Here is a 14,815-nt window from a genome sequence, read left to right as displayed (position 1 = left end):
AGCTTACACCTTCTTGGCTGCAGCCGCGTGCGCCTTGGCCACGTGGCGAACCTTGTGCTTCTTGACGGCGTGCTTCATCGGCTTTGCCTTGTGAACGGCGGCAGGAGCGGCCGGTGCGGGTGCGGGCGGAGTTTGCGCAAAAGCGCCGGCTGCGAAGAGACCGGCGACGAGGGCTGCGAGCAGCTTGTTCATGAGACATCCTTTGAGATTGTTGATATGGACTACCTCCCTTCGGAAGGTGACCATTCAACGCGGCAGCTGCTCATGCCGGTTGACAGCCGAATCGTTGCCGCAAGCGAAAAAAAAGCGCTCCTCGGAGCGCTTTTTCGTACGGCCTGGGCCGACTTACTGCGGGGTGCCGCCTTGGGTCGACTTGCGCTTGACGCTGCCGTCCTTGTTGCGGCGGCGCTGGTCGCGCGTGCTGGCGCGCTTTTCGCCAGCTGCTGCAGCCTTGTCGGCACCGACTGCGCCGCCTTCGGGCGTCTTGGCGATGTCGCCAGCGGGAGCAGCCACTTGACCGGCGGGCTTGGCTTCCTTCTTGGCTTCAGCGCGCGCTTGCGGCTTGCTGTTGGTGGCGTTCCCTTGCTCGGGCGTGGTGCCGGTGGGGTTCTGGGCGTAGGCGCCAGCGGCGAACAGGCCAGCGATCATGACTGCGAGAATTTTGCTCATTGATGATTCCTCTATCGAGAATTGGTTGGAAACGCCTCCCGGCGAGCAGAAGGTCAGCCACTAACGAGACCATTGTCTCTTAGGTTGACAAACGCCAGCTGATGGGTTGCGTCTAAAATGTACAGCGATTTGTTCGCGGGCTGTACAGCGATTCCCCATCGCTGTCTGAATTCGCAGACAGTCGTCCGAATTACGTCACTCCCGGAGTCATTCCCCCTCATGTCCAGCTACCAGCACATCAAAGTCCCGGCCGAAGGCCAGAAGATCACGGTCAACGCCGACAACTCGCTCAATGTGCCTGATCAGCCGATCATCCCCTTCATCGAAGGCGACGGCACGGGTCTGGACATCACCCCGGTGATGCTCAAGGTGGTGGATGCTGCAGTGGCCAAGGCCTACGGCGGCAAGAAGAAGATCCACTGGATGGAAGTCTATGCCGGCGAAAAGTCGACCAAGGTCTACGGCCCCGACGTCTGGCTGCCCGAGGAAACGCTGCACGCCGTGCGCGACTACGTGGTGTCCATCAAGGGTCCGCTCACCACGCCCGTCGGCGGCGGCATCCGCTCGCTGAACGTTGCGCTGCGCCAGGAACTCGACCTCTACGTCTGCCTGCGCCCCATCCAGTACTTCGAAGGCGTGCCCAGCCCGGTGCGCGAGCCGCACAAGACCAACATGGTCATCTTCCGCGAGAACTCGGAAGACATCTACGCCGGCATCGAGTTCGAAGCCGAAAGCGACAAGGCCAAGAAGCTCATCAAGTTCCTGCAGGACGAACTGGGCGTCAAGAAGATCCGCTTCCCCAACACCTCGGGCATCGGCGTCAAGCCCGTGTCGAAGGAAGGCACCGAGCGCCTCGTGCGCAAGGCACTGCAGTACGCGGTGGATAACGACAAGCCCAGCGTCACCATCGTGCACAAGGGCAACATCATGAAGTTCACCGAAGGTGGCTTCCGCGACTGGGCCTATGCCCTGGCTGCCAAGGAGTTCGGCGCCGAGCTGATCGACGGCGGCCCCTGGATGAAGTTCAAGAACCCCAAGACGGGCAAGGAAATCACCGTCAAGGACAGCATCGCCGACGCGTTCCTGCAGCAGATCCTCCTGCGCCCCGCCGAATACAGCGTGATTGCCACGCTCAACCTGAACGGCGACTACGTGTCCGACGCGCTGGCGGCCCAGGTCGGCGGCATCGGCATCGCTCCGGGCGCGAACCTGAGCGACACCGTCGCCATGTTCGAAGCCACCCACGGCACAGCTCCCAAGTACGCCGGCAAGGACTACGTGAACCCCGGTTCCGAGATCCTCTCGGCCGAAATGATGCTGCGCCACATGGGCTGGACCGAAGCAGCCGACCTGATCATCAGCTCGATGGAAAAGTCGATCGCCAGCAAGAAGGTCACCTACGACTTCGCCCGCCTGATGGACGGCGCCACGCAAGTGAGCTGCTCGGGCTTCGGCCAAGTCATGATCGACCACATGTAATTGCGCGAGCAGCGGCGCTCCGGCGCCGCGCAGCCAAGGCCCTCGAGACCGCCCGGTCTCGAGGGCTTTTCTTCATCCGGCACGGCAAGGCGGGCCAGGTTGAGAAATGGAACACCTTGCTCCAAATACCCATTTTTTTCCGGGCGGGTGCCGCGTAATATTTATGCTGCGGCGCAGGCGGAGGGCAGATTTTTCTGCACGGTCTGTGGTGTCGTGCACGACGCAAGCCCCTTGATTTGTCGAATACGCGCCACCAAGTCTTCTTGCGCCGGCACGGTGCTTGCACGCTCTATAGAATCTTTTTTATGGCAACGAGAATTCCCAAGACTCCCAGCACTCCGCCGGCCCAGAAACCGGCCGGGGACGACGGAGATTCGGTCGTTCTGGAGCGGCGGCCGCAGAAAACCGCGCCGCCCCAGATGTACCAGGTCGTCATGCTGAACGACGACTACACGCCCATGGAGTTCGTGATCGTCGTGCTGCAGGAATATTTCAATAAGGATCGCGAAACCGCGACCCAGATCATGCTCAAAATCCACCTCGATGGCCGTGGCGTTTGTGGGGTCTATTCCCGCGACCTGGCGGCCACCAAGGTCAATCAGGTGATGGAGGCCGCGCACCAGGCCGGGCATCCGCTGCAATGCGTCAGCGAGCCCATCGTGTGAACCAGTTGAATTGCGCGCGCTCAAACCCATCTGAGAATTTATTTACAGCAAGGCAAAAGGAAATCACATGATTGCCCAGGAACTGGAAGTCAGCTTGCACATGGCCTTCGTCGAGGCCAGGCAGCAGCGCCACGAGTTCATCACCGTGGAGCATCTGTTGCTCGCTTTGCTGGACAACCCGAGCGCCGCAGAGGTCCTGCGCGCCTGCTCGGCCAACGTCGACGACCTGCGGGCGTCGCTCACCAACTTCATCAAGGACAACACGCCCCAGGTGGCGGGTACCGACGATGTAGACACCCAGCCGACGCTGGGTTTCCAGCGCGTGATCCAGCGCGCCATCATGCACGTGCAGTCCACCGGCAACGGCAAGAAGGAAGTCACCGGCGCCAACGTGCTGGTCGCGATCTTCGGCGAGAAGGACTCGCACGCGGTGTACTACCTCCACCAGCAGGGCGTGACCCGCCTGGACGTGGTGAACTTCATTGCCCACGGCATCAAGAAGAGCGATCCGCCCGAGGCCGTCAAGGGCAGCAGCGAATCGCCCTCGGGCGAGGGTGAAGAAGGCGGCGCGGAAAAGAACGAGAAGGCTTCGCCGCTCGAGCAGTTCACGCAGAACCTCAATCAGCTTGCCAAGGACGGCAAGATCGATCCGCTGATCGGCCGCGAATACGAGGTCGAGCGCGTGATCCAGATCCTGTGCCGCCGGCGCAAGAACAACCCGCTGCTGGTGGGTGAGGCCGGGGTGGGCAAGACCGCCATCGCCGAGGGCCTGGCCTGGCGCATCACGCAGACCGACGTGCCCGAGATCCTCGCCGAGGCGCAGGTCTATTCGCTCGACATGGGCGCGCTGCTGGCCGGCACCAAGTACCGCGGCGATTTCGAGCAGCGCCTGAAGGGCGTGCTCAAGTCGCTCAAGGACAAGCCGAACGCGATCCTGTTCATCGACGAGATCCACACCCTGATCGGTGCGGGCGCAGCCTCGGGCGGCACGCTCGACGCGTCGAACCTGCTGAAGCCGGCGCTCTCGAGCGGCCAGCTCAAGTGCATCGGCGCCACCACCTTCAGCGAATACCGCGGCATCTTCGAGAAGGACGCGGCCCTGTCGCGCCGTTTCCAGAAGGTCGACGTGGTCGAGCCGACGGTGCAGGAAACCGTCGACATCCTGAAGGGCCTGAAGTCGCGTTTCGAAGAGCACCATGGCGTCAAGTACGCAGTGGCGGCCCTGCAGGCCGCGGCCGAGCTGAGCGCCAAGTACATCAACGACCGCCACCTGCCCGACAAGGCCATCGACGTGATCGACGAGGCCGGCGCTGCCCAGCGCATCCTGCCGGCGAACAAGCGCAAGAAGACCATCAGCAAGACCGAGGTCGAGGACATCGTCGCGAAGATCGCGCGCATTCCCCCGGCCAACGTCAGCAATGACGACCGCGGCAAGCTGCAGACGATCGAGCGCGACCTCAAGAGCGTCGTGTTCGGCCAGGACAAGGCGCTCGAGGTGCTGGCTTCGGCCGTCAAGATGGCGCGCTCGGGCCTCGGCCGCGAGGACAAGCCGATCGGCTCGTTCCTGTTCAGCGGCCCCACCGGCGTCGGCAAGACCGAAGCGGCCAAGCAGCTGGCCTACATCATGGGCATCGAGCTCATCCGCTTCGACATGTCCGAATACATGGAGCGCCATGCGGTGAGCCGGCTGATCGGCGCGCCTCCGGGCTACGTCGGGTTCGACCAGGGCGGCCTGCTGACCGAAGCCATCACGAAGAAGCCGCACGCGGTGCTGCTGCTCGACGAAATCGAGAAGGCGCATCCGGACATCTTCAACGTGCTGCTGCAGGTCATGGACCACGGCACCCTGACGGACAACAACGGACGCAAGGCCGACTTCCGCAACGTGATCATCGTGATGACCACCAACGCGGGTGCCGAGACCATGAACAAGGCGACCATCGGCTTCACCAACCCGCGCCAGGCGGGCGACGAGATGGCCGACATCAAGCGCCTGTTCACGCCGGAGTTCCGCAACCGCCTGGACGCGATCGTGAGCTTCAAGGCGCTCGACGAGCAGATCATCCTGCGCGTGGTCGACAAGTTCCTGCTGCAGCTGGAAACGCAGCTGGCCGAGAAGAAGGTCGACGTCACTTTCAGCGATGGCCTGCGCAAGCACCTGGCGAAGAAGGGCTTCGATCCGCTGATGGGCGCCCGCCCGATGCAGCGGCTGATCCAGGACACGATCCGTCGCGCGCTGGCCGACGAGCTGCTGTTCGGACGCCTGATCGATGGCGGCCGCCTGTCGGTCGACATCGACGACAAGGGCGAAGTGCAGCTGGACATCCAGCCGCTGCCGAAGAAGGAAGGCAAGTCCAAGCCCGAAGCCGAGGAAGCTGCTGCTGGATAAGGCGGACCGGCAAAGCCGGTTCCGCGCTCTTCCTGGCAGTACCCAAAAGGCCGGTAGCATTCGCTGCCGGCTTTTTTTTGGCCGAAATCTATCCGTACGCAGTTTTACTTTGATCCTCCCCGAACTCAGCCAGGAATGGAAAACCGGCCTCTCCCTGGCCTGGAGCGGCTATATCGCCGTGCTGTCGGTCTGGATCGTGATGCAGAAGCGCGCGCCGGTGTCCACCATGAGCTGGATCCTGTCGCTCGCATTGCTGCCGTTCGCGGGCTTCGTCATCTATTACTTCCTCGGGCCGCAGCGCCTGCGCAAGCAGCGCGTCAGGCGCCTGCGCAGCCGCGCCAGCGCGCATACGCAGGCCGATCTGGCGCGCGTGCGCGACGCGGCGCAGAACGCGCCGCCGGCGCTGCAGCAGATGGCACGGCTGGGGACCGCGGCCTGTGGGCTGCCGGTGTCCAGCGCGACGGGCGTGGCGCTGCTTTCGGGCGGCGCGCGCACCTTCGATGCCATCTTCGACGCGGTGCGCGCGGCGCGCGACCACATCCATCTCGAGTACTACATCTTCGAGCCCGACAAGATCGGCACCGCGCTGCGCGACCTGCTGGTGGAGCGCGCCCGGCAGGGCGTGGCCGTGCGCCTGCTGCTCGACGCACTGGGCTCCAAGCGCATCGGCCGCAAGTTCATGGCGCCGCTGCGTGCCGCGGGCGTGCAGGTTGCGCTCTTCCACGACACGCGCATCGGCCGCCGCCTGCGCCCGGTGACCAACTACCGCACCCACCGCAAGATCGTCGTGTGCGACGGCCGCGTGGGCTTTACCGGCGGCGTCAACATCACCGACGAGGAAGACAAGCGCACCCGGCCCGACGCCTACCATGACGTCCACCTGCGCATCGAGGGCAGCGCGGTGCGCTGGCTTCAGACCACCTTCCTCGAGGACTGGACCTATGCCACCGGCGAAGACCTCCGCGACATCGACCACCTGATGGGCGCGATGCTGCCGCAGGTCGAAGCCGGCGACATTCCCGTGCAGATCGTGACCAGCGGCCCGGACAACATGCTGGAGCCCATCCACCGCATGCACGTGGAGGCGATCCATTCGGCGAGCGAGCGGGCCTGGCTCACCACGCCGTACTTCGTGCCCGGCGAGCCCGCCATGATGGCGCTCACCAGCGCGGCACTGCGCGGCGTGGACGTGCGCCTCCTGGTGCCGCGGCGCAGCGATTCGGCCATCGTGAGCGCGGCCGCGCGCTCCTACTTCGATGAGCTGATTGCGTCGGGAGTCAAGGTCTGGGAGTACAAGGCGCGCATGCTGCATTCCAAGACCTTGGTGGTCGACGACCATTGCGCGATGATCGGTACCGCGAATTTCGACAACCGCAGCTTCAGGCTCAATTTCGAAGTGAGCGCGGTGGTCTACGGTCCCGAACTGGCACGCCCCCTGGCCGCGCAGTTCGAGACCGATCTCCACAGCTCCGGTGCGGTGCGCGCCCACCGGCCGCAGAGTTTCTGGCGCCGCCTCGGCGACGCGCTTGCACGATTGTTTTCCCCCTTGCTCTGAATGAACCACACCTTTCTCTGGCACGACTACGAAACCTTCGGCGCCGTGCCGCGCCGCGACCGGCCATCGCAGTTTGCCGCCATCCGCACCGACGCCGAGCTCAATGAGATCGGCGAGCCGCTGATGATTTATTGCAAGCCGGCGCCCGACTACCTGCCCAGCCCCGAGGCCTGCCTGATCACCGGCATCACGCCCCAGCTCTGCCTGGAGCGCGGCATCCCCGAGCATGCCTTTGCCGCGCAGATCGAGAAGGCCTTCTCGCAGCCCGGCACCATCGGCGTGGGCTACAACACCATCCGCTTCGACGACGAGGTCACGCGCTTCCTGTTCTGGCGCAACCTCATCGACCCGTACGCCCGCGAATGGCAGAACGACTGCGGCCGCTGGGACCTGCTGGACGTGGTGCGCCTCACCTATGCGCTGCGGCCCGACGGCATCGAGTGGCCGAAGAAGGAAGACGGCAAGCCCAGCTTCAAGCTCGAGGACCTGGCGCGCGCCAATGGCCTGCTGCACGAGTCCGCGCACGATGCGCTGTCCGACGTGCGCGCCACCATCGCACTGGCGCGGCTCATTCGCGAGCGCCAGCCCAAGCTGTTCGAATTCGCCTTCGGCCTGCACAAGAAGGACCGCGTTGCCAGCGAGCTCGGCCTGCCGGCCATGCGCGAGACGGCGCGGCCTTTCCTGCACGTATCGGGCATGTTCCCGGTCGAGCGCGGCTGCCTCGGCGTGATGTGGCCGCTCGCGAGCCATCCAACCAACAAGAACGAACTGATCGCCTGGGACCTGGCCCACGACCCCAGCGAGCTGCGCGATCTGGACGTTGAGACTTTGCGCCTGCGCTTGTTCACGCGCACCGCCGACCTGCCTGAAGGCATGGTCCGCCTGCCGGTCAAGGGCATCCACCTGAACAAGTCGCCCATGGTCGTCGGCAACCTGCGCACGCTCGCGCCGGCCATGGCCGAGCGCTGGAACGTCGACCTCGATGCAGCGCTGCGCCATGCGGCCATTGCGCGCGACCTGCCCGACATGAGTGCCATCTGGTCGCAGGTGTACGCCCGCCCCAAGGAGGCGGTGCCCGATGTCGATGAGGACCTCTACGGCGGCTTCGTCGGCAACGGCGACCGGCGCCGACTGAACCAGCTGCGCGCGCTGTCGCCCGAGGAGCTCGCCAAGGACCGCACCGGCTTCGACGACGGGCGGCTCGAGGAAATCCTCTTTCGCTACCGTGCACGCAACTGGCCCGAGCTGCTCAGCCCGGAAGAGGCCGAACGCTGGGAGGCGCTGCGCGCCGCGCGGCTGTTCAAGGGCGAGGGCGGGGCGCGCACCATCGAAATGCTGTTCAGCGAAGTCGATGCGCTGTCCGAGACCGCGGACGAGCGCGGCGAAGAGATCCTGGGCGCGCTCTACGAGTACGCCGAGGCCATCGCGCCCGAAGCCTGAGACGCTAGGACTTGCGGCTCATCCAGCTGGTGGCCTGCGCGCGGCCCGGCAGATGCAGCGTGGCCGTCGCGGCCGGCGTTTCCGCCAGCAGGCGCCCCTTGCGGAACACCTTGAGCCGCGTCGCGCGCAGCCGGATCGCCTCGACCGGGTCGCGCGCCTGCAGCAGCACGAAGCTCGCGTCGCAGCCCGCCTCGAGGCCGTAGCCTTCGAGGTGCATCACGCGCGCGGCGTTCGTGGTCACCGCCTCGAAGCACTGGCGGATGCCGGCCTGGCTGGTCATCTGCGCGACGTGCAGGCCCATGTGCGCCACCTCGAGCATGTCGCCCGAGCCCATGCCGTACCACGGGTCCATCACGCAGTCATGGCCGAAGGCGACGTTCACGCCGGCGGCCATCAGCTCGGGCACGCGCGTCATGCCGCGGCGCTTGGGATAGCTGTCGTGGCGGCCCTGCAGCGTGATGTTGATGAGCGGGTTGGAAACGACGCTGACGCCGCTTTGCGCAATCAGCGGCAGCAGCTTGCTCACATAGTAGTTGTCCATCGAATGCATCGAGGTGCAGTGCGAGCCCGTCACGCGGCCCTGCATGCCGAGGCGCCAGGTCTCGGCAGACAGCGTTTCGATGTGGCGCGAGAGCGGGTCGTCCGACTCATCGCAGTGCATGTCGACCAGCTTGCCGCGCTCGGCTGCAAGCTCCATCAGCAGCTTGACGCTGGCGGCGCCATCGGCCATGGTGCGCTCGAAATGCGGAATCCCGCCGACCACGTCGACGCCCTTGTCGAGCGCGCGCTTCAGGTTGTCCACGCCGCCCGCCGAGCGCAGCACGCCATCCTGCGGAAAGGCCACGAGCTGCAGGTCGAGGTACGGCGCGACCTTGCGCTTGACCTCGAGCAGCGCATCGACCGCGAGCAGACTCGGGTCGCTCGTGTCCACATGCGAGCGCACGGCCAGCAGGCCCTTGGCCACCGCCCAGTCGCAATAGGCCAGCGCACGCTCGATCAGCGCGTCGGCCGTGAGCAGCGGCTTGAGTTCGCCCCACAGCGCAATGCCTTCGAGCAAGGTGCCGCTCTGGTTGATGCGCGGCAGGCCATAGCTCAGCGTGGCATCCATGTGGAAGTGCGGATCGACGAAATGCGGCGCAACGAGCAGGCCCTGGGCATCGAGCTTGTCGAGCGCCGGCGCGTCGAGCCCGGCGGTGACTTCGGTGATGCGGCCGCCCTGCACCGCGATCGACATGTCCGGGCGGCCGTCGGGGAGGGTGGCGTTGGTGATCAGGAGGTCGAGCATCGTGGGGGCTCCGAGGTGCGGATGCGGGGGATTTTCGGTCGCATGCGCAGCGCAGGTGACCGCGAGGGAGATTCGTTCAGCGCGTGCGCTGCGCCCGATAGCGGTACTGCCCGGGCGCCGGCCCCACCTCGATGGTCACGCGGCGCAGCTTGTCATCATGGCCGGAGGTGGCGCGCGCCGTCACCACGATGCCGCGCGGCGTGGCGCGGCAAGTGAGTTCGGCGAGCGCGATCTCGGCGTGGTCGTTGTCGAGTTCGGCGATGGCGGTGGTGTGCGCGGCATGCAGGCTGCCGTTGGCATCGCGCGTCATCCGCTGCACATAGAGAAAGGATTGCGCGTACTGCTCGGCATGGACCACGCGGTACGTGCCCTGGTGGTCCTTGCCCCATGTGCCGCACAGCTGCACCCAGCTGACCGAATCGGGGGTCTTGAAGGTGTCGTAGCCGTAGTCGCTGCCCAGCGCGTGCGCGCCTGCGCCGCATAGCGCCAGCAGTGCAGCGAACAGGATTCCTCGTCCTGCGGCGGTCTTCGTCTTCATCAACGCTCCCCCTTGCGATAGGGCTTCATCAGCGCCTGCGGATAGCTCGCCTTGCGCGCCACCAGCACCAGCGCGAGGATCGACAGCAGGTACGGCAGCATCAGGTAGATCTGGTAGGGCAGCACGGCATCGCCCGATTGTTGCAGCCGCAGCTGCAGCGCATCGAAGAATGCGAACAGCAGCGCACCGAGCAGGGCCTTGCCCGGCCGCCACGAGGCGAACACCACCAGCGCCACGCAGATCCAGCCGCGGCCGTTCACCATGTTGAAGAAGAAGGCATTGAAGGCCGACAGCGTGAGGAAGGAGCCAGCCATGCCCATCAGCGCCGAACCCGCCACGATGGCGCCGGTACGCGTGGCCGCGACCGATACGCCCTGGCTCTCGGCCGCCTGCGGGTTTTCGCCGACCATGCGCACGGCGAGCCCGAGCGGCGTGCGGTACAGCACCCAGGCGACGGCCGGCACGAGCAGCAGCGCGAACAGCGTGAGCGTGGTCTGTGCTTTCAGGATGGGCACCGGCAGCCACTCCATCGGCGCGAACGGCGTGATGGTCGGCGGCGTGTTCACCTTCGGAAAGCTCACGCGGTAGCCGAAGTAGCTCAGCGCGGTGGCCAGCAGCGTGATACCCAGCCCCGAGACGTGCTGCGACAGGGCCAGGCCCACCGTGAGAAAGGCGTGCAGCAGCCCGAACGCCATGCCGGTGAGCGCGGCCACGCCGACGCCGGCCCAGAGCGGCGCGCCGGCATACACCGCGAGCCAGCCGGTGAAGGCGCCCGCGACCATGATTCCCTCGATGCCGAGGTTGAGCACGCCCGCGCGCTCGCACAGCAGCACGCCCAGCGTGCCAAGGATCAGCGGCGTGGCGATGCGCAGCACCGCGACCCAGAAAGCCGGGTTGGCGAGGATGTCGAACAGGTCGGTCATTTCGTGTTTCTCCCTCCCCTTCCGGGGGAGGGTGGGGGCACGCGGCGCTCGATGTGGGCGCCGATGCCCCCATCCCAGCCTTCCCCCGGCGGGGGAAGGAGCAAAGACGCAGGCGCCAGATCGGTCATTTCATCCGCACCCGGTATTGCGTCAGCAGCGTCGCCACCAGCACCGCGACCAGCGAGGCCGCGACGATGACGTCGGCGATGTAGGTCGGCACGCCCGCGGCGCGGCTCATGGTGTCGGCCCCGACCAGCACGCCGGCCACGAATACGCCCGCGGCGATCACGCCCAGGGGATGCAGGCCCGCAAGCATCGCGATCACGATGCCCGTGTAGCCGTAGCCCGGCGACATGTCGAGCGTGACGTAGCTGGTGCGTCCCGCCACCTCGATGGCACCCGCAAGGCCCGCCAGCGCACCCGAGAGCAGCGCCACCATCACCACGGTGCGCGTGACCGGCACGCCGGCAAAGGCGGCGGCGCGCGCATTGGCGCCGACTGCGCGAATGTCGAAGCCCAGCACCGTGTACTTGAAGATCGCCCACACCATCACGGCGAGCGACACGGCCCAGACGAGGCCGGTGTGCACGCGCGTTTGCGCGACCAGCTTGCCGAGTTCGAGTTCGGACTGCAGAGACACGCTCTGCGGCCAGCCCATGGCGCTCGGGTCCTTCATCGGCCCGTCGAGCAGCGCCGACACGCCGAGCAGCACGATGAAGTTGATCAGCAGCGTGGTCACCACCTCGTCGACGCCGAGCCTGTTCTTCATGAGCGCCGGGCCGAGCAGCAGCAGGGCGCCCGCCGCGGCGGCGGCCAGCATCATCAGCGGAAACAGCAGCCAGGGCGGCAGCTCGAAGCCGCTGCCCCCATGCATGCCGCCCACGGCCACGGCCGCGAGGGCGCCCGCGAACAGCTGCCCCTCGGCGCCGATGTTGAAGAGCCGCGCCTTGAAGGCGACCGTCGCGGCCAGCCCCGTAAGGATCAGCGGAATGGCGCGCGTCAGCGTTTCGCTCCACGCGAACACCGAGCCGAAGCCGCCCTGCAGCAGCAATGCGTAGGTGCGGTCGACCGGTGCGCCGGCCCAGAGCACGAGCAGCGCGCTCACCGCCATCGTGAAGGCCACCGCGCCGATGGGTGCCAGCACCAGCGCGGCGCGCGAGCTTTGGTGGCGTCGTTCGAGCCGCATCATGGCGTGGCTCCCGCGTGTGGCTGCTGCGGCGCCGCCGCGCCGGCCATCGCCAGCCCGATGGCTTCGCGCGTCCAGGCCGCGACCGGGCGTGCTTCGCCGAGGTGGCCGCCATGCATCACGGCCACGCGGTCGCCGAGCGCAAGCACTTCGTCGAGGTCGTCGGAAATCACCAGCACCGCCGCACCCGCATCGCGCGCGGCAATGAGCTGCTGCTGCACGTAGGCGACGGCGCCGATGTCCAGGCCCCAGGTCGGCTGGTGCGCGACGATAAGCCGCGGCGCACGGGTCGGGTATTTCCTGTTGTCCGGGTCTTCTTCATCCTGCTCGGGCGCGAGCAGCGCGCGCCCCAGGATCAGCTTCTGCATGTTGCCGCCCGAAAGCGAACGGGCCGGCGCCATCAGGCCTGCGCCGCGCACGTCGAACGCCTTTTCGATGCGCCGCGCATGCAGCCGCGCGGCCGCGCGCCGCACGAACCACGACCAGCGCGAGAAGACCGGGCTGCGCAGCCGCTCCGACACCGCGTTCTCCCACACCGGCAGGTCGCCGACCACGCCAACCGCGTGCCGGTCCTCGGGAATGCGCGCGACGCCGCGCTGCACCAGCCGGGCGGGCGAGGGCGGCAGCGCGCGGCCCATCAGGAGGGCCGTGCCCGAGGTGGCGCGGCGCGTGCCGCACAGCAGCTCGGCCAGCGCCGCCTGGCCGTTGCCCGAGACGCCCGCGATGGCGGTGATCTCGCCGGCGCGCAGCGTGAGCGACACCTCGCGCAACCGGTTCTGCCCCTGGTCCTTGTCCGATGCGGTGCTCACGTGGTCGAGCACGCAGACCGCATCGCCCACCGATCTGGCCGGCCGGCGCTGCGGGGTTTCGACCTCATGCCCGACCATCCACAGCGCGAGCTGCGCCTGCGTGGTCTCGGCAGTGCGCGCCTCGGCCACCAGCTTGCCGCCGCGCAGCACCGCGATGCGCTGCGACACGCGCAGCACCTCGCCCAGCTTGTGGCTGATGAAGATCACCGACAGGCCCTGCGCCACCATCTGTGCGAGCGTGGCGAACAGGGCTTCGCTTTCCTGCGGCGTCAGCACGGCGGTCGGCTCGTCGAGGATCAGGATGCGCGCGCCGCGGTACAGCGCCTTGAGGATCTCGACGCGCTGCCGCTCGCCGACCGAGAGGCTGCCGATCTTGGCGTCGGGCTGTACCGGCAGGCCGAAGCGCTGCGCCACCTCGAGCAGCTTCGCGCGTGCGGCTGCCCGGCGCGAGACCGGGCGCCAGAGCGGCTCCGTGCCCATCATCACGTTGTCGAGCACGCTGAGGTTGTCGGCCAGCGTGAAGTGCTGGTGCACCATACCCACGCCCGCGGCCAGCGCCGCCTTGGGATTGCCCGCAGGCAGTGGCGCACCGAACACCTCGATGCTGCCTTCGTCGGCGACGTAGTGGCCGAACAGAATGGACATGAGCGTCGACTTGCCCGCGCCGTTCTCGCCCAGCAGCGCGAGCACCTCACCCGCATGCAGGTCGAGGGAGACGGCGTCGTTGGCGACGAGGGTGCCGAAGCGCTTGGTGATGCCGTGGAGGCGGAGAACCGCTGTGCTGCTCATGAAGGTATTGCTCCTTCCCCTTCCGGGGGAAGGCTGGGATGAGGGCGAGCAGCGCCCGCAACGCCACGGTGATCGATCGAAGGCCGCGTGCCTCCACCCCAACCCTCCCCCGAAAGGGGAGGGAGAAAAGGCAGGGTCATTTCCATGCAGCCAGGAACGCCAGCATGACCTTGGCCGAGTTGTCGGCCGCAATGCCCATGAAGGTGCCCATCTCGTTCTCGCCTTCGCCGCCGCCCGCCAGGTCGCTGAGGGAGCGGAAGGCGATGTAAGGCACGCCGTTGCTGTAGGCCACCATGCTTACGGCCGCCGTTTCCATGTCGAGCACGTTGGCCTGGAAGGTCTTGAAGGTGTATTCGCGGTAGGCCTTGTTATCCATGAAGGCCTGGCCCGAGACGCCGTTGCCGCCGACGACGAGCTGGGGCTTGCGCGCCAGGCACTTGCCGGCGCTGCAGTTCGCCAGGTCGACATTGCGGATGCTGCGCGCCACCTCGAGCATCTTGGGGTCCGCCTCGAACCAGAACTTGCGCGCGATCTGCGGATGCGCCGCGGAACGCACTTCCACCGGCCGCGGATGCATCATGCCGAAATTGGGCAGCGTGGCATCGGTGATGAAGGGCGGCGCGGTGAACTTGCCGGGCGCGGTTTCGCGCGCCATCAGCACCTCGAGGTACTGGCCCCATTGCGCCGGCACCGTGACGTCACCCACGTGCAGCTGCGGGTTCACGCCGCCCGCGATGCCGCTGAACACGATGTGGCTGACGCGAAAGCGGTCGAGCACCAGCTGCGTGTTCATCGTCGCGTTGGTCATGCTGATGCCGGAGAGGAACAGCACGACCGGCTTGCCTTCGAGCGTGCCGGTGGTGAACTCGACGCCGTTGACGCTGTGCTTCGCCGGCTGCTGGAGCCGGTTCAGCAGCAGCGTGAGCTCGGGCTGGAAGGCCGAGATCACCGCGATGCGCGGCGTGTCGTCCAGCCGCACGCTGCCGTCGGCGGCGCCGGGGCTCTTGTAGACACCGGCACAGCCGGCCAAGCCGAAGGCCAGCACGCCGGCCGCGAGAAGAGAACGCCAGCGCATCGTCATCGGACCC

Annotated in this window: 13 protein-coding genes; 5 read left to right on the top strand and 8 right to left on the bottom strand. The window is 66.8% G+C overall.

Annotated features, from left to right (window positions below):
* Window positions 1-3: 3 nt before the first annotated feature.
* Window positions 4-192: a hypothetical protein gene (locus tag ACAM54_RS13815; RefSeq protein WP_145746615.1), complete on the bottom strand. Its 189-nt coding sequence runs from the start codon at window positions 190-192 to the stop codon at window positions 4-6.
* A gap of 153 nt (window positions 193-345) precedes the next feature.
* Entirely contained in the window at window positions 346-669 is a 324-nt protein-coding gene (locus tag ACAM54_RS13810) for a cell envelope biogenesis protein TolA (protein WP_145746616.1), read from the bottom strand.
* A gap of 219 nt (window positions 670-888) precedes the next feature.
* On the opposite strand from ACAM54_RS13810, the gene icd reads away from it, so the two are divergent.
* The 5 genes from icd to sbcB all read left to right on the top strand — a co-directional run bounded on the left by icd (window position 889) and on the right by sbcB (window position 8,197).
* The gene (icd, locus tag ACAM54_RS13805) at window positions 889-2,148 is read left to right on the top strand and encodes an NADP-dependent isocitrate dehydrogenase (RefSeq protein WP_012747756.1); all 1,260 of its coding nucleotides are present in this window, start codon (window positions 889-891) and stop codon (window positions 2,146-2,148) included.
* Between the two features lie 305 nt (window positions 2,149-2,453).
* Window positions 2,454-2,813, top strand: coding sequence for an ATP-dependent Clp protease adapter ClpS (gene clpS / locus ACAM54_RS13800; protein WP_369647931.1), 360 nt, complete (start codon window positions 2,454-2,456; stop codon window positions 2,811-2,813).
* A 67-nt stretch (window positions 2,814-2,880) separates the two neighbouring features.
* Complete coding sequence (gene clpA, locus ACAM54_RS13795) at window positions 2,881-5,202, top strand: ATP-dependent Clp protease ATP-binding subunit ClpA (RefSeq protein WP_145746617.1); 2,322 nt, start codon at window positions 2,881-2,883, stop codon at window positions 5,200-5,202.
* A gap of 109 nt (window positions 5,203-5,311) precedes the next feature.
* Complete coding sequence (cls, locus tag ACAM54_RS13790) at window positions 5,312-6,757, top strand: cardiolipin synthase (protein WP_369647930.1); 1,446 nt, start codon at window positions 5,312-5,314, stop codon at window positions 6,755-6,757.
* A complete protein-coding gene (gene sbcB / locus ACAM54_RS13785) occupies window positions 6,758-8,197 on the top strand; it encodes an exodeoxyribonuclease I (protein WP_209536791.1) in 1,440 nt (479 codons plus the stop codon).
* Between the two features lie 4 nt (window positions 8,198-8,201).
* Here the strand turns inward: sbcB and ACAM54_RS13780 are convergent, their stop codons facing one another.
* The 6 genes from ACAM54_RS13780 to ACAM54_RS13755 all read right to left on the bottom strand — a co-directional run bounded on the left by ACAM54_RS13780 (window position 8,202) and on the right by ACAM54_RS13755 (window position 14,808).
* On the bottom strand, window positions 8,202-9,482 hold the full coding sequence (locus ACAM54_RS13780) for an amidohydrolase family protein (RefSeq protein ID WP_192323742.1): 1,281 nt from the start codon (window positions 9,480-9,482) through the stop codon (window positions 8,202-8,204).
* A 76-nt stretch (window positions 9,483-9,558) separates the two neighbouring features.
* Window positions 9,559-10,020, bottom strand: coding sequence for a hypothetical protein (locus ACAM54_RS13775; protein ID WP_369647929.1), 462 nt, complete (start codon window positions 10,018-10,020; stop codon window positions 9,559-9,561).
* Complete coding sequence (locus tag ACAM54_RS13770; RefSeq protein ID WP_369647928.1) at window positions 10,020-10,943, bottom strand: ABC transporter permease; 924 nt, start codon at window positions 10,941-10,943, stop codon at window positions 10,020-10,022. The genes ACAM54_RS13775 and ACAM54_RS13770 overlap by 1 nt, the downstream gene beginning before the upstream one ends.
* Before the next feature lie 124 nt (window positions 10,944-11,067).
* Window positions 11,068-12,129 (bottom strand): ABC transporter permease, encoded by a 1,062-nt coding sequence (locus ACAM54_RS13765; protein WP_369650977.1) that lies wholly within the window; start codon window positions 12,127-12,129, stop codon window positions 11,068-11,070.
* On the bottom strand, window positions 12,129-13,727 hold the full coding sequence (locus ACAM54_RS13760) for an ABC transporter ATP-binding protein (protein WP_369647927.1): 1,599 nt from the start codon (window positions 13,725-13,727) through the stop codon (window positions 12,129-12,131). The genes ACAM54_RS13765 and ACAM54_RS13760 overlap by 1 nt, the downstream gene beginning before the upstream one ends.
* 136 nt (window positions 13,728-13,863) lie before the next feature.
* Complete coding sequence (locus ACAM54_RS13755; protein WP_369647926.1) at window positions 13,864-14,808, bottom strand: 5'-methylthioadenosine/S-adenosylhomocysteine nucleosidase; 945 nt, start codon at window positions 14,806-14,808, stop codon at window positions 13,864-13,866.
* Window positions 14,809-14,815: the final 7 nt, after the last annotated feature.

The sequence above is a fragment of the Variovorax sp. V93 genome (assembly GCF_041154485.1).
Classification (GTDB): domain Bacteria; phylum Pseudomonadota; class Gammaproteobacteria; order Burkholderiales; family Burkholderiaceae_C; genus Variovorax; species Variovorax beijingensis_A.
The sequence above is the reverse complement of the archived record's forward strand: the minus strand, read 5'-3'. Positions and strand labels throughout refer to the sequence as shown.

Coding starts and splice junctions, on each gene's coding strand:
- icd (WP_012747756.1), top strand. CDS start 889: ATGTCCAGCTACCAGCACATCAAAGTCCCGGCCGAAGGCCAGAAGATC.
- clpS (WP_369647931.1), top strand. CDS start 2,454: ATGGCAACGAGAATTCCCAAGACTCCCAGCACTCCGCCGGCCCAGAAA.
- ACAM54_RS13810 (WP_145746616.1), bottom strand. CDS start 669: ATGAGCAAAATTCTCGCAGTCATGATCGCTGGCCTGTTCGCCGCTGGC.
- sbcB (WP_209536791.1), top strand. CDS start 6,758: ATGAACCACACCTTTCTCTGGCACGACTACGAAACCTTCGGCGCCGTG.
- ACAM54_RS13755 (WP_369647926.1), bottom strand. CDS start 14,808: ATGACGATGCGCTGGCGTTCTCTTCTCGCGGCCGGCGTGCTGGCCTTC.
- ACAM54_RS13765 (WP_369650977.1), bottom strand. CDS start 12,129: ATGCGGCTCGAACGACGCCACCAAAGCTCGCGCGCCGCGCTGGTGCTG.
- ACAM54_RS13775 (WP_369647929.1), bottom strand. CDS start 10,020: ATGAAGACGAAGACCGCCGCAGGACGAGGAATCCTGTTCGCTGCACTG.
- ACAM54_RS13770 (WP_369647928.1), bottom strand. CDS start 10,943: ATGACCGACCTGTTCGACATCCTCGCCAACCCGGCTTTCTGGGTCGCG.
- ACAM54_RS13760 (WP_369647927.1), bottom strand. CDS start 13,727: ATGAGCAGCACAGCGGTTCTCCGCCTCCACGGCATCACCAAGCGCTTC.
- clpA (WP_145746617.1), top strand. CDS start 2,881: ATGATTGCCCAGGAACTGGAAGTCAGCTTGCACATGGCCTTCGTCGAG.
- ACAM54_RS13815 (WP_145746615.1), bottom strand. CDS start 192: ATGAACAAGCTGCTCGCAGCCCTCGTCGCCGGTCTCTTCGCAGCCGGC.
- ACAM54_RS13780 (WP_192323742.1), bottom strand. CDS start 9,482: ATGCTCGACCTCCTGATCACCAACGCCACCCTCCCCGACGGCCGCCCG.